At 62.1% G+C, this 17,555-nt stretch carries 20 protein-coding genes and 1 tRNA gene; 19 read left to right on the forward strand and 2 right to left on the reverse strand.

Annotation, left to right across the window (positions count from 1 at the left end; translation table 11 throughout):
* Positions 1-82: 82 nt before the first annotated feature.
* From AB5Y95_RS20235 to AB5Y95_RS20305, 15 genes are all read left to right on the forward strand, one after another.
* Positions 83-631, forward strand: coding sequence for a DUF3157 family protein (locus AB5Y95_RS20235; protein ID WP_010634841.1), 549 nt, complete (start codon positions 83-85; stop codon positions 629-631).
* Positions 632-814: 183 nt separating this feature from the next.
* The gene (locus AB5Y95_RS20240) at positions 815-1,444 is read left to right on the forward strand and encodes an outer membrane beta-barrel protein (protein WP_010634840.1); all 630 of its coding nucleotides are present in this window, start codon (positions 815-817) and stop codon (positions 1,442-1,444) included.
* A 172-nt stretch (positions 1,445-1,616) separates the two neighbouring features.
* Positions 1,617-2,561 (forward strand): YbgA family protein, encoded by a 945-nt coding sequence (locus AB5Y95_RS20245; protein ID WP_368161906.1) that lies wholly within the window; start codon positions 1,617-1,619, stop codon positions 2,559-2,561.
* A 63-nt stretch (positions 2,562-2,624) separates the two neighbouring features.
* A complete protein-coding gene (locus AB5Y95_RS20250; RefSeq protein ID WP_368161907.1) occupies positions 2,625-3,512 on the forward strand; it encodes a MerR family transcriptional regulator in 888 nt (295 codons plus the stop codon).
* Positions 3,509-4,930 (forward strand): deoxyribodipyrimidine photo-lyase, encoded by a 1,422-nt coding sequence (gene phrB, locus AB5Y95_RS20255; protein WP_368161908.1) that lies wholly within the window; start codon positions 3,509-3,511, stop codon positions 4,928-4,930. Before AB5Y95_RS20250 ends, phrB begins: the two co-directional genes overlap by 4 nt.
* Before the next feature lies 1 nt (position 4,931).
* A complete protein-coding gene (locus tag AB5Y95_RS20260) occupies positions 4,932-5,360 on the forward strand; it encodes a nuclear transport factor 2 family protein (RefSeq protein ID WP_368161909.1) in 429 nt (142 codons plus the stop codon).
* Positions 5,357-6,091 carry an SDR family NAD(P)-dependent oxidoreductase gene (locus tag AB5Y95_RS20265; RefSeq protein WP_368161910.1) on the forward strand — a complete coding sequence of 245 codons (735 nt, stop codon included), beginning with the start codon at positions 5,357-5,359 and terminating at the stop codon, positions 6,089-6,091. Before AB5Y95_RS20260 ends, AB5Y95_RS20265 begins: the two co-directional genes overlap by 4 nt.
* A complete protein-coding gene (locus tag AB5Y95_RS20270) occupies positions 6,088-7,347 on the forward strand; it encodes an NAD(P)/FAD-dependent oxidoreductase (RefSeq protein ID WP_368161911.1) in 1,260 nt (419 codons plus the stop codon). Before AB5Y95_RS20265 ends, AB5Y95_RS20270 begins: the two co-directional genes overlap by 4 nt.
* On the forward strand, positions 7,344-8,123 hold the full coding sequence (locus AB5Y95_RS20275) for a DUF1365 domain-containing protein (RefSeq protein ID WP_368161912.1): 780 nt from the start codon (positions 7,344-7,346) through the stop codon (positions 8,121-8,123). The genes AB5Y95_RS20270 and AB5Y95_RS20275 overlap by 4 nt, the downstream gene beginning before the upstream one ends.
* Positions 8,123-9,379: a class I SAM-dependent methyltransferase gene (locus AB5Y95_RS20280; RefSeq protein WP_368161913.1), complete on the forward strand. Its 1,257-nt coding sequence runs from the start codon at positions 8,123-8,125 to the stop codon at positions 9,377-9,379. The genes AB5Y95_RS20275 and AB5Y95_RS20280 overlap by 1 nt, the downstream gene beginning before the upstream one ends.
* 2 nt (positions 9,380-9,381) lie before the next feature.
* Entirely contained in the window at positions 9,382-9,861 is a 480-nt protein-coding gene (locus AB5Y95_RS20285; protein ID WP_368161914.1) for a DUF2878 domain-containing protein, read from the forward strand.
* Positions 9,858-10,076 (forward strand): TIGR02450 family Trp-rich protein, encoded by a 219-nt coding sequence (locus tag AB5Y95_RS20290; RefSeq protein ID WP_005303669.1) that lies wholly within the window; start codon positions 9,858-9,860, stop codon positions 10,074-10,076. Before AB5Y95_RS20285 ends, AB5Y95_RS20290 begins: the two co-directional genes overlap by 4 nt.
* On the forward strand, positions 10,033-10,584 hold the full coding sequence (locus AB5Y95_RS20295) for a chalcone isomerase family protein (protein WP_236665077.1): 552 nt from the start codon (positions 10,033-10,035) through the stop codon (positions 10,582-10,584). Before AB5Y95_RS20290 ends, AB5Y95_RS20295 begins: the two co-directional genes overlap by 44 nt.
* Positions 10,584-11,141 carry a DUF3833 domain-containing protein gene (locus AB5Y95_RS20300; protein WP_323879635.1) on the forward strand — a complete coding sequence of 186 codons (558 nt, stop codon included), beginning with the start codon at positions 10,584-10,586 and terminating at the stop codon, positions 11,139-11,141. Before AB5Y95_RS20295 ends, AB5Y95_RS20300 begins: the two co-directional genes overlap by 1 nt.
* Positions 11,142-11,264: 123 nt before the next feature.
* Positions 11,265-11,732 (forward strand): Dps family protein, encoded by a 468-nt coding sequence (locus AB5Y95_RS20305; protein ID WP_368161915.1) that lies wholly within the window; start codon positions 11,265-11,267, stop codon positions 11,730-11,732.
* Here AB5Y95_RS20305 and AB5Y95_RS20310 read toward each other — a convergent pair.
* Entirely contained in the window at positions 11,720-11,962 is a 243-nt protein-coding gene (locus AB5Y95_RS20310) for a hypothetical protein (protein ID WP_368161916.1), read from the reverse strand. The genes AB5Y95_RS20305 and AB5Y95_RS20310 overlap by 13 nt on opposite strands.
* 58 nt (positions 11,963-12,020) lie before the next feature.
* Here AB5Y95_RS20310 and hcp point away from each other — a divergent pair, with 58 nt between their 5' ends.
* The 3 genes from hcp (at position 12,021) to galE (ending at position 15,913) form a co-directional block, all read left to right on the forward strand.
* Positions 12,021-13,670, forward strand: a complete 1,650-nt coding sequence (hcp, locus tag AB5Y95_RS20315; RefSeq protein WP_368161917.1) for a hydroxylamine reductase — start codon at positions 12,021-12,023, stop codon at positions 13,668-13,670.
* Positions 13,671-13,781: 111 nt separating this feature from the next.
* Positions 13,782-14,801, forward strand: a complete 1,020-nt coding sequence (locus AB5Y95_RS20320; RefSeq protein ID WP_216973978.1) for a hybrid-cluster NAD(P)-dependent oxidoreductase — start codon at positions 13,782-13,784, stop codon at positions 14,799-14,801.
* Positions 14,802-14,887: 86 nt separating this feature from the next.
* Positions 14,888-15,913 carry a UDP-glucose 4-epimerase GalE gene (galE, locus tag AB5Y95_RS20325; protein ID WP_368161918.1) on the forward strand — a complete coding sequence of 342 codons (1,026 nt, stop codon included), beginning with the start codon at positions 14,888-14,890 and terminating at the stop codon, positions 15,911-15,913.
* Between the two features lie 173 nt (positions 15,914-16,086).
* Here the strand turns inward: galE and AB5Y95_RS20330 are convergent, their stop codons facing one another.
* A complete protein-coding gene (locus AB5Y95_RS20330; RefSeq protein WP_368161919.1) occupies positions 16,087-16,836 on the reverse strand; it encodes a DsbA family protein in 750 nt (249 codons plus the stop codon).
* A 198-nt stretch (positions 16,837-17,034) separates the two neighbouring features.
* On the opposite strand from AB5Y95_RS20330, the gene AB5Y95_RS20335 reads away from it, so the two are divergent.
* Positions 17,035-17,122 (forward strand) — tRNA-Ser (locus AB5Y95_RS20335).
* Positions 17,123-17,555 lie beyond the last annotated feature (433 nt).

A 17,555-nucleotide genomic window follows, 5' to 3' on the forward strand; every position in this document is an offset into this window, starting at 1 on the left:
AGGAACGTGAGTGCGGTCATAGGCAAGGTGCGGTGGACTCTTTATACTGACGCCCTTTTCCATCGACGCGAGTCATCACCCTATGAAACCCTTGTCCCGTCTGCTGGTTGCCCTCTGCTTGTCGCCCCTGCTGGCACAGGCCGCCCCGCTCACCCAGGTGACCCTGCCGGATGGTCGCCAGGTGCAGCTCAACGATGACTTCACCTGGGAATACCTGCTGCTCAAGCCCGCCGCCGACGGCAGCGCGGTGCAGGGCACGGTGGCCGTGCCGGTGCTGACCGAGCAGGCGATGAACAACCCGGATCTGCTGGCCCAGGCCGTCAAGGACGGGATCGGCGTCAAGCTCGCCAAGCTGGAGGGCTCGGATCCTCTGCAACTGCAATTCATGGTGAGCAACACCGGCACCCGCAACGTGGTGCGGGTGCGCGGCAGCATCACCCTGTTCAGCGAACAGGGGGCCCAGCTGGTCAAGCAGGAGGCCCGCTTCTGGGTTGGCGAGAACCGTCTGCCGGAGTCCTATCTGCGCAAGGGCCAGCAGCGCCCCTCCATGGTACTCGAGGTGCCGCGCCCGGCCGGTCTCACCGGCAAACCCCTGGTGCGGGTCGAGATTGAGGAAGTGGAGTTCCGCTGATCCCTCATGCAACAGGCTCCTTCGTGGAGCCTGTCTTGATTGTTAACCCGGTAACCGCCAGCAACAGTTGCTTACATCTGACATGGTTTGGCAACAGCTTGCCGCTCGGCATTTCTCCCCGTCCTCTGCACAATGACCCCATTCCAGCTAGGTCTCAACTAGCTCAACGATGGAGTCATCAAAATGAAAAAAGTTGCACTTTCTGTTCTGGTTCTGGCCGGTTTCGCTTCTACTTCCGCTCTGGCTGAGGATGCCTTCAGCTACGCCAAAGGCGGTCTGACTTGGGCGCACACCAAGTCAGACTACATTGGCGGCAAAGATAGCAACAACCGCGACTTCGGCGGTCTGAACCTGGATCTCTCCAAGAGCTTCGGCTCCAACTTCTACGGTCGTCTGGGCAGCGAGTACACCTCCCGCAACAGCGGCAACGACAGCATGGGCATCTCCAGCTTGGGTCTGGGTGTCTACACCCCACTCAGCACAGGTCTGAACCTGTATGGGGAAGCGGGCCTGATGGGCTACACCATGGAACGTCAGGTGGCTGCCAACGTCAAAGACAGCGGCTGGGACGTCATCACCCGCAAGAACAGCGGCAGCATGTACGGTGAGGCCGGCCTGCGCTACGACATCGGCGCCGTCGAGCTCTCCACCGCCTACCGCTACGCCAACATGACCGACGACATGCACGATTTCAAAGTGGGCGCTGCCTACAAGGTGAGCCAGAACCTGGCCCTCACCGCCGACTACACCTATCGTAAGTGGGATCTGCAACAGGGTTCCATCACCAGCCTGGGTGTGAAGTACAGCTTCTAATCATCCTTCCTGTAGTGTCTTCATTTTTACCCATGACTTCGGTCATGGGTTTTTTCATTTCCGGTTGATCCACCCTTCACCCTTGCGCCGTATCAGTCTGCAATAGTTATACAACTTCCGTTTTTTTGTATAACTGCTATAACTGATTCAGACTTATACAAGGAGTGATGACATGTACAAGATCAAGGTTGGTATCAGCGCCTGCCTGCTGGGGCAGGAGGTTCGGTTCGACGGGGGTCACAAGCGTTCCAGCTTCTGCGAGCGGGATCTCGGTGCCCACTTTGACTATCACCCCGTCTGTCCCGAGATGGCCATTGGTCTCGGCGCGCCCCGCGCCGCCATCCGGCTGGTGAAGCGCCACGGCGAGATCCGTGCCGAGGCGAGCAACGGCAGCTTCGATGTCACCGACCAGCTCATCGCCTTCAGCGAGCAGAAGGCGCGCCAGCTCGACTTCATCTCCGGCTACATCCTCTGCGCCAAATCCCCCAGCTGCGGCATGGAGCGGGTGCGGATCTATGGCGCCAACAACGAGGGGAGTGCCAAGGAGGGGATCGGTCTGTTTGCCAAGGCGTTGATGGAGGCCAATCCCCTGCTGCCGGTGGAGGAAGATGGCCGCCTGTGCGATCCCATCCTGCGGGAGAACTTCGTGTTGCGGGTCTTTGCCTACCACGACTGGCAGCAGCTCTGTGCGCGCGGCATCACCGCCTCTGCGCTGATCCGTTTCCACTCCCGCTACAAGTATCTGGTGCTCTCCCACGCCACCACCCACTATCGGGCGCTCGGCAAGCTGCTCGGCAACCTGGCCAGGGCCGACCTGCAGCAGGTGGCCGACAGCTACATCAAGGGGTTGATGGCGGCGCTGACCCTGCGGGCCAACCGACGCAGCCACACCAATGTGCTGATGCACCTGCAAGGCTACTTCAAGCGGGTGCTGACCCCGGCCCAGAAGCAGGAACTGTGCGACACCATCGACAAATACCGTACCGGTGTCTTCCCCTTGCTGGTGCCGCTCACCCTGATCCGCCACTACCTGCGCGAATACCCCAACCCCTATCTCGCCGAGCAGGTGTACCTCAATCCCCATCCCGACACGCTGAAACTGCGCTACGGGCTCTGAATATGCTGTGCAGGCCCCGGCGGATGGCCGGGGCCTCTCCCTCAACCTTTGTTGGATGCCGTTATGTCTGATTTACCGCACGCCGCTTCTCCTTCGCCGGAGGAGGGGATCTACCCCATTCGCGAGGTCTCCCGCCTCACCGGCGTCAACGCCGTGACCCTGCGCGCCTGGCAGCGCCGCTACGGGCTGGTGCAACCGGCCCGCACCGAGAAGGGCCACCGCCTCTACAGCGAGCAGGATATTTGCCAGATAGGCGAGATCCTGAGCTGGCTGGAGCGGGGGGTGAGCATCGGGCAGGTGAAGGGGCTCCTGAGCGAACCCCAAGCCCAGCCGGTGAGCGATCACTGGCAGCAGACCCTGGAGCAGTTCAGTCAGGCGCTGCTCGCCTTCAACCAGCGCAAGGCGGAAGCTGAGCTCAACGACCTGCTGGCGAGCTACCCGTTCGAACTGGTGCGCAGCCGGGTGCTGCAGCCGCTACTGGAGCGGCTGCTGGGGTTGTGGCGCGAGCGTCCCGATGGCGAACTGCTGCAACAGGTGTGGCTGGGCTGGCTGCACACCCGCTTCGCCCGCCACCTGATCGAGCAGGAGAAGGGCGTGCCGGTCACCCTGGCGAGCTGGGGACAGGTCGGCCCGCTCGACCTGGTCTGGGCCGCCTACGAGCTGATCGGTCAGGGCCATGAGGTGCAACTGCTGGGGGCGGTGGAGCCGCGCCATGCCAGCCTGCTGGAGGGGCGTGCCGTGACCCCCTGGCTGGTGCTGCTGGGGGCCGGCCTTGGCAAGCCGGATCTGGCTGCCGGCTGGCCCGCCGCTACCCGTTTCTTTGGCGAGCTGGGACGCCTCTACGATGGTGAGTGGCTGCAAGTCCACGGCTGGCAGGCGAGCCTTGCCGAGGCGATGGCAGACATGCCTGTGGCGGCAGGTGCCAGCGGACGCGGGAGGAAAAAATCATGAAGCTGGTCTGGTTTCGCAATGATCTGCGCCTGGCCGACAACCCGGCCTTGCGTCACGGTTGCGCCAATGATGAACCGGTCGCCGCGCTCTTTATCCTCTCCCCCACCCAGTGGCGGCAGCACAAGCTGGCCCCCGTCCGTCAGCGTTTTCTGCTGGCCCAGGTCGATGCGCTGGGCCGCGAGCTGGCGGCGCTCGGCATCCCGCTGCATCTGCTGCGAGTGGAGACTTTTGCCGAGGTGCCGGCGGAGCTGGCAGATCTTGGCCGCGAGCTGGGGGTAACCCAGCTCTACGCCAATCAGGCCATCGAGATCGACGAGCTGCGCCGGGATCAGGTCGTCACTACCGCGCTGGCGGAACAGCAGATTGGTTGTCACTGGTTCAACGGCTGCTGCGTATTGCCGCCCGGGCGGGTGCTGACCGGCTCTGGCGAGATGTTCAAGGTCTTCACTCCCTTCAGTCGCGCCTGGCTCAAGGCCCTCGACGAGGATGGTTTCGTCATTCATCGGGTGCCTGCACCCCGTGGGGAGCCGTTGCCGTGGCAGCCGCTGGCCGAGCGGGACTTCGTGGATGCCGCCCTTGGCGAACTGACGACGGACCCCCGCTGGCCGGTGGGGGAGGCCGAGGCCAGCCGCCGTCTGAATGACTTTCTGGAGCAGGCGGTGCTCGACTATGGCGAGACCCGGGATTTCCCTGCCATCGCGGGCACCTCGGTGCTCTCCCCTTACCTGGCGGCCGGCATCATCAGCCCGCGCCAGTGCGTGGCGGCGCTCCAGCAGCGGCTTGGCTACCGGCCCCAGTCCAAGGCACAGCCCGGTTTTGTCTGGCTCAATGAGCTCATCTGGCGCGAGTTCTATCGCCACCTGCTGGTGCTGATCCCGACCCTTTCCATGAATCGGCCCTTCAAGCCGGAAACATCGGCCCTGCCGTGGAGCTGGGATCCGGATGCCTTCGCCGCCTGGTGCGAGGGGCGTACCGGCTACCCCATCGTCGATGCGGCGATGCGCTGCCTCAACGCCACCGGCTGGATGCACAACCGGCTGCGGATGATAGTGGCGAGCTTTCTCACCAAGGATCTCCATATCCACTGGCGGCTCGGGGAGGATTACTTCATGAGCCGGCTCATCGACGGCGACCTGGCGGCCAACAACGGCGGCTGGCAGTGGGCGGCGGGGACCGGGGCCGATGCGGCGCCCTATTTTCGGGTGTTCAACCCCACCACCCAGGGGCAACGATTTGATCCGCAAGGGGAGTTCATTCGTACCTGGGTCTCTGAGCTGGCTGATCTGCCTGCCGCCTATCTGCACCAGCCCCACGACTGGTTGCGGCTCAAGGGGCGGCACGATTATCCGGCCCCCATGGTGGATCACGCCGTTGCCCGAGTGAGAGCCATCGAGATGTTTCGCGCCCTGGAGAAATAGCATGGATGAGTCGCTGGCCCGCTTTGTGGCCCTCTATCAGCAGCTAAACCTAGATGAGTTGCACCGTTTGCCGGAGGTCTACGCAAACGAGGTGGTCTTTACCGATCCTGCTCATCGCATCGAGGGGCTGGCGGCGCTTACCGACTATTTTGCCGTCCTCTACCAGCGTCTGGCCTACTGCCGCTTCGTCATCACCAGCCAGCTGCTGCAGGGGCGCCAGGCCTGGCTCGGCTGGACCATGACTTTCTCCCATCCCAGATTGCGTGGCGGTGCGCCGGTGACGGTGGAGGGGGCAACCCGCCTCGAGTTCGACGAGACGGGCAAGGTGTGCCTGCATCGGGATTATTTTGACCTTGGCGCCATGCTCTACGAGCAGTTGCCGCTGCTTGGGTCCGTGGTGCGCACCATCAAGGGGAGGCTGGGCGCATGAGCGGCCGGGTGCTGATCACCGGCGCCACCTCCGGTATCGGCTATCAGCTGGCGCTCGATTATCGGCGCGCCGGCTGGCAGGTGTGGGGTTGCGGGCGCGATGGCGAGCGGCTGCTGGCTCTGGGGCGCCACGGTATCACGCCGCTGCAGTTTGACGGGCGCGATGCAAACGCCGTGAGCGAGGCGGCCGCCGGCTTGCCATGGATCGATCTGCTGATCCTCAATGCCGGCAACTGCGAGTACATGACGGTGGACGAGGGGTTTGACGGCGCCCTGTTTGCTAGGGTCATCGAGACCAACCTCGTTGCCACCGGCCATGCCCTGGCTGCCTTCTTGCCGCTGCTGGGGGCGGGCGGGCGCCTTGCCATCGTCAGCTCGTCGGTGAGCTGGCTGCCGCTGCCCAGAGCCGAGGCCTATGGCGCCTCCAAGGCGGCCCTCGACTATCTGGCGGATACCTTGCGTCTGGATTTGGCCGGCAAAGGGATTGGGGTGACCCTGATCCGCCCCGGCTTTGTCCAGACCCCGCTCACCGCCAAAAATGATTTTCCCATGCCCTGCCTGGTGACGGTGGAAGAGGCTTCCCGCGCCATCATGGCGGGGCTCGCCGCCGGTCGCCACCAGATCCACTTTCCCCGCCGTTTCATCTGGTTGCTGCGCCTGCTCGGTGCGCTGCCGACGGGGCTCTGGCTGCGCCTTGGCCGCGCACTCGTATCGAAAGGACGCCCTTCATGAAGAAAAAGATCGCCATCGTCGGCTCCGGTATTTCAGGTCTGACCGCCGGTTTCCTGCTCCACAAGCTGCACGACATCACCCTGTTCGAGGCGGCGCCGACCCTGGGTGGCCACACCGCCACGGTCGATGTGGAGCAGGCGGGGCGCCACTATGCCATCGACACCGGCTTCATCGTCTTCAACGACCGCACCTACCCCAACTTCCTCAAGTTGCTGGAACGGATCGGGGTGGCGCGCCAGCCGGCCGAGATGAGCTTCTCGGTGAAAAGCCCGCAGGGGCTGGAGTACAACGGCCACAACCTGGATACCCTGTTCGCCCAGCGCAGCAACCTGCTGAGCTCACGCTTCTACGGCTTCGTCGCCGAGATCCTGCGCTTCAATCGGGAGGCGCGGGCCTGGTTGGCCGATGGGCAACATCAGGGGGCCGGCCTCGAGCTGACCCTGGGGGATTTTCTGCAGGTGGGGGAGTTCAGCGACTACTTTGCCCGCCACTACATCTTGCCGATGGGGGCTGCCATCTGGTCGTCGACGCTGGCCGATATGCGTGCCTTTCCGCTGGGCTTCTTCCTGCGCTTTTTTGCCAACCACGGCTTGCTCGAGGTGGCCAACCGGCCCCAGTGGTATGTGATCCCGGGTGGCTCGCGGGAATACATAGGCCCGCTGACGGCGGGTTGGCAGGCACACATACGCCTGGCCTGCCCGGTGCAGGGGATCCGGCGTCAGGCGGACGGGGTACTGATCCAGAGCCGCCATGGCGAGGAGCGGTTTGACGAGGTGATCCTCGCTTGTCACAGTGATCAGGCGCTGGTCCTGCTGACGGACCCGGGCGAGCGGGAGCAGGCCATTCTCGGCGCCATGCCCTATCAGGCCAACGATGTCTGGCTGCACACCGATGCGCGCTGCTTGCCTACCCGTCGCAAGGCATGGGCCAGCTGGAACTATCTGCTCGATGGCAACGACGGGGCGCGGCCGCTGGTGAGTTACAACATGAATATCCTGCAGGGGGTGAGCTCGCCAGAGCCCTTCTGCGTCAGCCTCAATCCGCAAGGCAAGGTGGACGAGTGCAAGGTGCTGCGCCGCTTCGTCTATCATCATCCGGTGTTCAATCAGGCCTCCATCGCCGCCCAGCAGCGGCGGGCCGAGATCTGCGGCCAGCAGCACACCCACTTCTGCGGCGCCTACTGGTACAACGGCTTTCACGAAGACGGGGTGCGCAGCGCCCTGGACGTGGCCAAGCGCTTTGGAGCCGAGCTATGAACGATGCAGCCCTGATACAGGAGGCGAGTGTCGAGGCCATGACCGGCACCCTCAGCGCCATCTGGCAGGGGTCGGTGCGCCATCGTCGCTTCACACCGCGCGCCCATGCCTTCTCCTACAACCTCTTCATGCTGGGGCTGGATCTCGACGAGCTGCCACAACTCGATCGCGGGCGCTGGTTCGGGGTGGAGCGAGCAGGGCTGCTCTCGTTTCGCCGTGACGACTACCTGCGCGGCAGCGATGGGCCTCTCAAGCAGGCGGTGTGGCAGAAGGTGAGTGAACTGGGTGGCGATGCCGAACCCGAGGGGCGGGTGCTGCTGCTTGGCAACGTGCGTTGCCTCGGTTTCTACTTCAGCCCGGTCAACTTCTACTTCTGCTACCGGCAGGGGGATGCACGCTATCTGCTGGCGGAGGTGTCGAATACCCCCTGGAACGAGCGTCACTACTACCTGCTGGATCTGGCGGCGCTGGCCCCCCACGACAAGGATTTTCACGTTTCCCCCTTCATGGGGCTGGCGATGCGCTACCACTGGCGCATTCGCCCGCCCGCGCAGGAGACACTGATCCACATCGAGAGCCACCCCGTATCCGGTGAAGCCAAGCTGTTTGACGCCACCCTGGCGCTGCGCCGGGCGCCGCTGTCGTGCAAGGGGTTGGCGGCCCTGCTGGTCCGCTGGCCCTGGATGACCATGAAGGTGCTGCTCGGGATCTACTGGCAGGCCCTGCGTCTTTTTATCAAACGAACTCCCATTTTCACCCATCCGGAGAGCCGCTAATGGAACTTGTGCAATCAACCCTCTCTGCCTCTTTCATCGACAAGGGGGCCAGGCAACTGCTGCTCAATCTGCTGGGGCGCCTCGAACACGGCCAGCTGCTGCTGTGGGATGGCGGCGAGCGTCACAGTTTTGGCGTGGCGGGCACCGACCTGCACGCCGAGCTGGTGGTGCAGGATCCGGCCTTCTATCGCCGCCTGCTGCTGGGGGGCAGCATCGCCGCCGGGGAAACCTGGGTGGAGGGGCTCTGGACCAGCCCGGATCCGGTGGCGCTGGTGCGGCTGCTGGCCCGCAACTTGGCGCTGCTCGACTCCCTTGAGCGGCGCCTCGGCTGGCTCAGCTTCCCGTTCAACAAGGTGCGTCACTGGCTTAACCGCAATACCCTGACCGGGTCGCGCTCCAACATCGCCGCCCACTATGATCTTGGCAACAGCCTCTATCAGGGCTTTCTCGATAGCCATATGCAGTACTCGAGCGCCATCTATCCCCATGCCGATGCCAGCCTGGAGGAGGGGCAGCAGGCCAAGCTGCGCACTATCTGCGAGCGACTGGCACTGGGGCCAGACGATCATCTGCTGGAGATCGGCACCGGCTGGGGCGGCCTCGCCGTCTATGCGGCCCGCCACTACGGCTGCCGGGTGACCACCACTACCATCTCCCGGGCCCAGCACGACTATGCCAAGGAGTGGATCGCGCGGGAGAGGCTGGGGGATCGCATCACCTTGCTGCTGGAGGATTACCGCAAGCTGGAGGGCCGCTATGACAAGCTGGTCTCCATCGAGATGATCGAAGCGGTGGGCCACGCCTTCCTGCCCGATTATTTCCGCCAGCTGTCGCGGCTGCTCAAACCCGGTGGCCGCCTGCTCATTCAGGCCATCACCATTGCCGATCAACGCCATGCCCAGTACCTGCGCGGGGTTGATTTCATCCAGCGTTACATCTTCCCCGGCGGCTGCCTGCCGAGCGTCTCCCAGATGGCGGGGCTGCTGGCGCGCGAGACCGACATGCAGTTGGTGCGGCTGCACGATCACGGCCACCACTACGCCCGCACGCTGGCTGATTGGTGCGAGCGCTTCCTGGCGCTGGCGCCCGAGCTGCCAGCTCTTGGCTACAGCCAGGACTTCATTCGGTTATGGCACTTCTATTTCGCCTACTGCGAGGGGGGCTTCTGGGAGCGCACCATCAGCCTGGTGCAGCTGGAAGCGGCCAAACCGGGCCCACTCGGCTGGAGTGGGGATCTGCCCGTCGGCGGTCGCTGATCATGTGGCAGTGGGCCCATCTGCTGGGGTTCAACCTCTACTGGTTGCTGGCGGTGAAGTGGCAGCAGCCGGGCCCGCTGCTGGTAATGCTGCTGCTCCACTTTCTCTGCTCTCCCCGCCGCTGGCACGACTGGCGGCTCATCCCGGTTGCCCTGGCCGGCAGCCTGCTCGATGCCCTGCTCTGGCAGCTCGGGCTGTTTGATTTCAACGCCGGTTTTCCGCTCTGGCTGGTGCTGCTCTGGTGCGGCTTTGCCCTGACGCTCTGCCACGGCCTGCGTTGGCTGCGGCCCTTGCCGCGCTGGCAGCAGGGGCTGTTTGGCATGGTCGGCGGCAGCTCCTCCTATGTGGCGGGTGCCGCCATGGGGGCAGTACACTTACCTTGGGGCATCGGGATCAGTGCGGCACTGCTGGCGGTGATCTGGATGTGGTGGTTACCCGTACTCCTGTGGGTAACGGTCAAGCTGGAGGGTGAAGCGAGATGAACACCTTTTCGACCGACACCTTGTTGTTTTCCAAGTGGACCAAAGAGAGCCAGCACGAGCTGACCGAGCGTTTCTATCTGGTGGTGGCCTGTCAGCGCGATGCGCAGGGGCAGCTGCAGCAGGTGGTGATGCAGGACATCAACACGCTGCTGGAACAGGAGATGGACTGGCATGAACTCGAAGATCCCGCCCATTGGCACATGGGGTGGAATTAGCCTGCTGCTGGCAGGCTTGAGCCTACCGCTGACCCCTTTCGCCCAGACCGGGCAAGCCCTGATCACCCCCTGGCAGCAGCTGCACCCGGTCGGGCGCGGCGAGATGAGCTGGCTCTGGTTCAAGCTCTATGACGCCACCCTCTACAGCGAGAACGGCCGCTATCGGCCGGGCCACTATCCTCAGGCGCTCAGCCTCACCTACGCCAGAGCCATCGAACGGGAAGATCTGTTGAGCGCCACCGCCGCCGAGTGGCAGCGACTGGGGCTTGGCAGCGAGCAGCAGCGCCAGGAGTGGCTTGGCCGGCTCGCCGCACTCTGGCCCGATGTTCGGGCGGGCGATCGGCTCACCTTCTATGTCGACAAGGGCGGCGCGGGCCATTTCTGGTGGCGGGACAAGCCGCTCGGCACCCTCGCCGATCCGCAATTTTCGGCGGCCTTTCTTGCCATCTGGCTGGCAGAAGGGAGCCGCGATCCGGCGCTTACCCGCAGCCTGCGAGGAGAGTTCTGATGCAAAAGGGATTCATGAAATACATCCGCACCTGGCGCTACCTGCTGTTGTTGCCGCTACTGCTGTTGGCTGGTTGCGGCAGCAGTCTGGAGGAGTATCGCGGTCAGGGCCCCGAGTGGGATCTCGCTCGCTTCTTCAATGGCAAGCTGACGGCGCACGGTCTGGTGACCGATCGCAGCGGCGAGGTGACCAGCCGTTTTCGGGTAGAGATGCGCGGGCACTGGCAGGGGGACAAGGGGGAGCTGTTCGAGCAGTTCTATTTTGACGACGGGCGCCAGCAGACCCGCACCTGGTTTTTGAGCAAGGGGGCGGATGGTCACTGGCGCGGCACGGCTGCCGACGTGGTGGGGGAGGCGGTAGGCAAGACGGCAGGCTTTGCCCTCAACTGGCGCTATCAGCTCGATCTGGCGCTGCCTGACGGCAGCGTGGTGCGGGTGAGTTTCGATGACTGGATGTATCTGCTGGATGAAAATCGCCTGCTCAACCGGGCCGCCATCAGCAAGTTCGGCATCCAGCTGGGGGAGGTGCTCCTCTACATCGAGCGGCAGCCTGAATGAGCCGCCTAGCCCGGCGACTGCTGGGATGATAGCCGCACGCTATCAATCAGTTAGATCTTAACTATTACCTTTTGAGTCTGATGAGTTCTAAGATGACCAGGTCGTCAAATCTGGAGGTGAAACATGAAGAGTCCGATTGGTCTTGATACCGTTCAATCACAAGCGTTGGCCGCCGAGCTGAACAAGTTGCTGGCCAGCTACCAGATCCTTTACATGAACGTTCGCGGCTTCCACTGGAACATCCGCGGCAACCAGTTTTTCGAGCTGCACCTGAAGTTCGAAGAGATTTACAACGACCTGCTGCTGAAGGTCGATGCGCTGGCCGAGCGCATCCTGACCCTGGATGGCGTGCCGCTGCACAGTTTCAGCGACTACCTGAACGTTTCCGCCATTGCCGAGCAGAAGGGGTTGCACGACGGTCGTGCCTGCGTCGAATCCCTGCTGGAGAGTTTCCGCGAGTTGCTGGTGGTCCAGCGCCGCATCCTGGGGCAGGCCGCCGATGCCGGTGATGAAGGGACTGCGTCCATTCTCTCCGACTATGTGCAGCAGCAGGAGAAACTGGTCTGGATGCTGCGCGCTTACCTGGCCTGATAGCCAACCAGGCCGGATACTGCGAAGTATGCCGGCTTGATGAAGTGAAGGGCTGGATCTGCCAGACCAGACGCCAGCCCAACCCGTTCCCTTACCGTGTTCTGTTGCAAACCTGAGTTGTCTCTCCTTTTATCCACCCGCTTGCCGCCCTGTTTGGGCGGCTTTTTTTGTTTTTGATCTGCATCAATGAAAATTGAATTGGCAAATTGAATGCCTATTAAGTTTTCCACGAGGGGAATAGAATCGCCACAAAACAAACAACTGAAATGTCCAATTAGGAGAGGCATGATGTTTTGTGTGCAATGTGAACAGACAATTCGTACCCCGGCAGGCAACGGCTGCGCCTATGCACAAGGTATGTGTGGCAAGACGGCAGAAACCTCGGATCTGCAGGATGTGCTGATCTATACCCTGCAAGGGCTCAGCGCCTGGGCGCTGGCCGCCCGCGAGCACGGCATCGTCGACAGCGAGATCGATGCCTTCGTGCCCAAGGCCTTCTTCGCCACCCTCACCAACGTCAACTTCGATTCCGCCCGCATCGTGGCCTATGTCAATCAGGCGCTGGCCTATCGCCAGCAGCTGGCTGCCAAGCTGGCACCGCTGGCGGTGCAGGCCGACACACTGCCTGCTGCCGCCCGTTTCGAGCCGGGTAGCGAGCTGCTGGAACAGCTGGCCCAGGCACCGCAGACAGCGGTCAACCGCGGCAAGAACGAGGTCAACGAAGACATCATGGGGCTGCGCCTGCTCTGCCTCTACGGCCTCAAGGGCGCCGCCGCCTACATGGAGCACGCCCGGGTGCTGGATCAGCAAGACAGCGAGGTAGCCGCCGAATTCCACCGCATCATGAGCTGGCTCGGTACGGATCCGAGCGATCTGGATCCGCTGTTCAAGTGCGCCATGGACATTGGCCTGCTCAACTTCAAGATCATGGAGATGCTGGATCTCGGTGAAACCACCGCCTTCGGCCACCCCGAGCCGACTCAGGTACGCGTCACTCCGGTACCGGGCAAGTGCATCCTGGTCTCCGGTCACGACATGGTGGATCTCAAGCTCATCCTGGAGCAGACCAAGGGGACCGACATCAAGGTCTACACCCATGGCGAGATGCTGCCGGCGCTGGCCTACCCCTTCTTCAAGCAGTACCCGCACCTGGTGGGCAACTACGGCTCCGCCTGGCAGAACCAGCAGAAGGAGTTTGCCAACTTCCCGGGCGCGGTGGTGATGACTTCCAACTGCATCATCGACCCGAACGTGGGCAACTACTCGGATCGCATCTTCACCCGCTCCATCGTCGGCTGGCCGGGCGTGACCCATCTGGAAGGGGAGGATTTCTCCGCCGTGATCGCCAAGGCGCAAGCGCTGGAAGGCTTCAAGCACGTTGAGCTGGAGCACTTCATCACCATCGGCTTTGCCCGCAACGCCCTGATGCAGGCTGCCCCGGCGGTGATCGACAAGGTCAAGGCCGGCGAAATCAGCCACTTCTTCTTGGTCGGTGGCTGTGACGGTGACCGTGCCGAGCGCGCCTACTACACCGAGTTTGCCAAGGCGATCCCGCAGGACAGCCTGCTGCTCACCCTGGGCTGCGGCAAGTACAAGTTCAACAAGCTCGATTTCGGCGACATCGGCGGCATTCCCCGTCTGCTGGATGTGGGTCAGTGCAATGATGCCTACTCTGCCATCCAGCTGGCGCTGGCGCTCTCCGAAGCGTTCGAGTGCGGCGTCAACGATCTGCCGCTGACCCTGGTGCTCTCCTGGTTCGAGCAAAAGGCCATCGTCATTCTGCTCACCCTGCTGGCGCTGGGTGTGAAGGACATCCGCACCGGCCCGACTGCCCCAGCCTTCCTCACCCCGGCCCTGCTCAAGGTGCTGGAGGAGCAGTTTGGTCTGAAAGGTACCACCACCGCAGAAGCCGATCTGGCCGAGATCCTGGCGGCCTGAGCAAAGAGACAGCCTTACACGCTCAGCATGTTGTAAGCCTTTGGCGAGCCTGATGGCTCGCCTTTTTTTAGCGACCCCTTTCCTACATTTTTCAACAAGAGGAGCCTTGCGATGACCTCCCTCACCCTCACCCTCAGGTGCATCGGCCGCCGGGCGGATACCCACGACGTGGCGAGCTGGCAGTTCGTGCCTCAGACGGGCAGCCTGCCTGCCGTGCTGGCCGGCCAATGTGTGACCCTGCACACCGAGATTGACGGCAAGCCCCACTGCCGTGCCTATACCCTCTCCTCCAGCCCGCGGGATCCTTTCTGGCAGGTCACCATCAAGGATGTAGGACTGGTCTCCCACCATCTGCACCAGACCCTGCAGGTGGGGGATGAGATCCGGGTTGATGGCCCGTTCGGCGACTTCAATCTGATGGCCTTGCCCTGCGAGCGGCCGCTGCTCTTGAGCGCCGGTTCCGGCATCACCCCCATGTGGGCCATGCTGCGGGACGAGCTGACCAAACGGCCGGATGCCGATATTCGCTTCATTCACAGTGCCCGCTCGCCAGAGGATGTGATCTTCGCAGACGACTTGGCTGCGCTGGCCGCGGCCCATGCCGGCGTGCGCCACGCGTTAGTGCTGGAGAAAGTAGGGGACGAGGCGCCGGCGGTTTATCCCTGGGTTGGCCGGCTCAGCCCAGAGATGCTCAAGGAATTGGCACCGGATCTATTGAGTCGCCACGTCTATCTGTGCGGCCCAACCCCTTACATGGAGGCAGTGAGCGAAATGCTGGCCGGGCTCGGCCTGCCGGCAGCGCAGTTGCACCAGGAGTCGTTCGGCCTGCCTGCTGGAACATCGAGTGCGGCGCCAGTTGCGGCCGGCAGCGACCACTTCTGGCTGACCCTCAAAAAGAGCGGCAAGAAGGTGAAGATACTGCCGGGGCAGACCCTGCTGGCGGCGCTGGAGGGGGCGGGGGAGACCATGATGGCAGCCTGCCGCGCCGGGGTGTGCGGCGCCTGTCGCTGCACCACGGAGGGCGAGATCGAGCGCCAGAGCGTGATGACTCTCAGCCCGCAGGATCTGGAGAGTGGGGTGGTATTGGCCTGCTCCTGCACCGTCAGGGGGGATGTTTGCGTCGACTATTGAGGGAAGGTAATGGGCACCCTGCTCTTTTCGCTAAGAAGCAAGGCGGGTAGACTCAACCTCAGTTTCAGTCGAACGCGGGATAAAAAATGACAATTCTGGTCACAGGGGGCGCCGGCTATATCGGCTCCCACACCCTGGTTGAGTTATTGAACGCCGGGCAACAGGTTGTGGTGCTGGACAACCTCTCCAACTCCTCCCCCGAGTCGCTCAAGCGGGTCGAGCGTATCACCGGCAAGCCGGTTATCTTCGTCGAAGGGGATGTGCTGGATCGGACTTGCCTGCAACAGCTGTTTGCCGCCCATAAGATCGAGTCGGTGATCCATTTCGCCGGGCTCAAGGCGGTTGGCGAGTCGAGCCAGATCCCGCTCACCTATTACCAGAACAACATCACCGGCACCCTGGTGTTGTGCGAAGAGATGGCAAAAGCCGGCGTGTTCCGGCTGGTATTCAGCTCCTCGGCCACCGTCTACGGCGATCCGGCCTCGGTACCGCTGCGAGAAGATTTTCCCACCAGCGCGACCAACCCTTATGGCCGCTCCAAGCTGATGGTGGAGGAGATCCTGCGGGATCTCTCCAAATCCGATCCCCGCTGGGCCATCGTGCTGTTGCGCTACTTCAACCCGGTCGGCGCCCACGAGAGCGGCCTTATCGGGGAAGATCCCAACGGTATTCCCAACAACCTGCTGCCCTATATCAGTCAGGTGGGGGTGGGCAAGCTCAAGGAGCTGGGGGTGTTTGGCAACGATTACCCGACGCCGGACGGTACCGGGGTGCGCGATTACATCCATGTGGTGGATCTCGCCATTGGTCACCTCAAAGCGCTGGCGCGCATCGCGTCGGATACCGGCGTCTTTACCTACAACCTGGGGACCGGTCAGGGCTATTCGGTGCTGGAGATGATCAAGGCATTTGAAGCGGCCAGCGGCCGTACCATTCCCTACCAGATCAAGCCCCGTCGCCCCGGCGACATCGCCGAGTGCTGGGCCGAGCCGCACAAGGCTCGTGCCGAGCTGGGCTGGCAGGCCGAGCGCGGTCTGGAGCGGATGATGGTGGATACCTGGCGCTGGCAAAGCCAGAACCCGAACGGTTATGGCCCTGCTGCGAAGCCGTGATCAAGGGTCATGCGTTGCTCGGGAACCTCATTTATTCATATAAACTCGGGTCCCTGCGCTGCTCTTCGCCTTGCTGACAGCTTCTCGCGACGGCCCATCAGGCCTGATGGTTTGCAGCATGAATAGCAAAACGCCCCGGCATGCCGGGGCGTTTTTTATATGCCTGAGCGGGATTACTGAATGCTCTTGCCGGCGCGCACATCCTTGATGAGGCCTTTCAGGCTGGCCAGATCACGCGGTGCGCCGCGTAGGATCTGATCGCCGATGATGAAGGCCGGGGTGCCCGAGATGCTCATTGCTTCGGCCAGCGCCCGGTTGGTACCGAGATTCTGATCGATGCTGCCATCCTTGATCTTGGCTTCAACCTTGCTCCAGTTGACGCCAGCTGCTTCCGCCAGCTGCTTCACCTGTGCCTCGTCGGCCAGCGGGCCCTGATGGGCGTACAGCTTCTCGTGGAAGGCCTGGTACTTGTCGGGCTGACCCAGCTGTACCGCCAGGGCGGCACGAGCGGCGAAGTAGGAGGTCTCGCTCAGGATCGGGAACTGTTTGTAGATGTAGCGAATGTCCTTGTCTTCCGCCAGCAGCTGCTTGATCAGCGGGTGGGCGCGTTTGCAGTAGCCGCAGTTGTAGTCGAAGAATTCGACCACGGTCAGACTGCCCTTGGGATTACCGGTTTCCGGGTCCTGGTTGCTATAGAGCTGCTTGGCGTGTGCCTTGATCAAGGTCTTGTCGCTCTCGGCCTGCTGGCTCTCCTGCTTGGCGCGCAGGGTGTTGGACATCTCGACCAGGATCTCCGGGTTCTTGACCAGATAGTCGCGCACTATCTGTTCCACGTCGCTCTTGGTCAGTTCGCTCGCCTGAACCGGCGCCGCAAGCAGGGTGGCACCCGTCAGGGCACAAAGCAGGGCATGTTTGATTTTCATAAGTCCATCTTGCTGGGGATTTCGTGATGCTGACTATAGTGGGTGAGTCTGTTTTCAAGTCAAGTTATCTGGTTGAAAAAGCGCTGGTTATGCCCAAATTGTCGACTTTGTGCGTCATTTAGCCCAATAAATCGGCAAACGAGCGGCGAGGGGATTTACAAGGGCGATCGCCATGGGTAATATTCGCCGCACTGTCGCGGAGGGGTGGCAGAGCGGCTGAATGCACCGGTCTTGAAAACCGGCGATGGGCGACCATCCGTGGGTTCAAATCCCACCTCCTCCGCCATTTATTCAGCCAAAAAGGCCATCCGAAAGGATGGCCTTTTTGCTATCTACACTCCAATCTCTTACTTTTCTCTGTATTGCTCGCTGCTTTTATCTTTCATTTAGCCCTCTTGCTAACCGTCATCAAGCGCTTCTGGCCTTTCACGAGCTAATTAATGACATCTTGAAAGTCTGATAAGGCGCTTCATCGAAGAGCTAACCTCATCATTAATATGGAGATACTCCTATTCTCTACGGCACAACGCACATTTTTGTGACAGATTGTGTCGCATGCGAGGCCTTTACTGTATAATCCGCGACCGTTCAGGTCCTGTCACCGCTGTTTAGCTGCCTTGTAGGATGCAGTTCTTGGTCGGCAAGGTAGTAGTAAAAATAACTAAAAGATTCAATAACAATGGGTTGTTGCCTTCGTCTGCGTTGGTGCTTGCGCACTG

The sequence above is a fragment of the Aeromonas sp. R5-3 genome (assembly GCF_040908225.1).
In the GTDB taxonomy this organism is placed as follows: Bacteria; Pseudomonadota; Gammaproteobacteria; order Enterobacterales; family Aeromonadaceae; genus Aeromonas; species Aeromonas dhakensis.

Coding starts and splice junctions, on each gene's coding strand:
- AB5Y95_RS20330 (WP_368161919.1), bottom strand. CDS start 16,836: ATGAAAATCAAACATGCCCTGCTTTGTGCCCTGACGGGTGCCACCCTG.
- galE (WP_368161918.1), top strand. CDS start 14,888: ATGACAATTCTGGTCACAGGGGGCGCCGGCTATATCGGCTCCCACACC.
- AB5Y95_RS20260 (WP_368161909.1), top strand. CDS start 4,932: ATGGATGAGTCGCTGGCCCGCTTTGTGGCCCTCTATCAGCAGCTAAAC.
- AB5Y95_RS20265 (WP_368161910.1), top strand. CDS start 5,357: ATGAGCGGCCGGGTGCTGATCACCGGCGCCACCTCCGGTATCGGCTAT.
- AB5Y95_RS20245 (WP_368161906.1), top strand. CDS start 1,617: ATGTACAAGATCAAGGTTGGTATCAGCGCCTGCCTGCTGGGGCAGGAG.
- AB5Y95_RS20235 (WP_010634841.1), top strand. CDS start 83: ATGAAACCCTTGTCCCGTCTGCTGGTTGCCCTCTGCTTGTCGCCCCTG.
- hcp (WP_368161917.1), top strand. CDS start 12,021: ATGTTTTGTGTGCAATGTGAACAGACAATTCGTACCCCGGCAGGCAAC.
- AB5Y95_RS20300 (WP_323879635.1), top strand. CDS start 10,584: ATGCAAAAGGGATTCATGAAATACATCCGCACCTGGCGCTACCTGCTG.
- AB5Y95_RS20320 (WP_216973978.1), top strand. CDS start 13,782: ATGACCTCCCTCACCCTCACCCTCAGGTGCATCGGCCGCCGGGCGGAT.
- AB5Y95_RS20240 (WP_010634840.1), top strand. CDS start 815: ATGAAAAAAGTTGCACTTTCTGTTCTGGTTCTGGCCGGTTTCGCTTCT.
- AB5Y95_RS20295 (WP_236665077.1), top strand. CDS start 10,033: ATGAACTCGAAGATCCCGCCCATTGGCACATGGGGTGGAATTAGCCTG.
- AB5Y95_RS20250 (WP_368161907.1), top strand. CDS start 2,625: ATGTCTGATTTACCGCACGCCGCTTCTCCTTCGCCGGAGGAGGGGATC.
- phrB (WP_368161908.1), top strand. CDS start 3,509: ATGAAGCTGGTCTGGTTTCGCAATGATCTGCGCCTGGCCGACAACCCG.
- AB5Y95_RS20270 (WP_368161911.1), top strand. CDS start 6,088: ATGAAGAAAAAGATCGCCATCGTCGGCTCCGGTATTTCAGGTCTGACC.
- AB5Y95_RS20280 (WP_368161913.1), top strand. CDS start 8,123: ATGGAACTTGTGCAATCAACCCTCTCTGCCTCTTTCATCGACAAGGGG.
- AB5Y95_RS20285 (WP_368161914.1), top strand. CDS start 9,382: ATGTGGCAGTGGGCCCATCTGCTGGGGTTCAACCTCTACTGGTTGCTG.
- AB5Y95_RS20290 (WP_005303669.1), top strand. CDS start 9,858: ATGAACACCTTTTCGACCGACACCTTGTTGTTTTCCAAGTGGACCAAA.
- AB5Y95_RS20275 (WP_368161912.1), top strand. CDS start 7,344: ATGAACGATGCAGCCCTGATACAGGAGGCGAGTGTCGAGGCCATGACC.
- AB5Y95_RS20305 (WP_368161915.1), top strand. CDS start 11,265: ATGAAGAGTCCGATTGGTCTTGATACCGTTCAATCACAAGCGTTGGCC.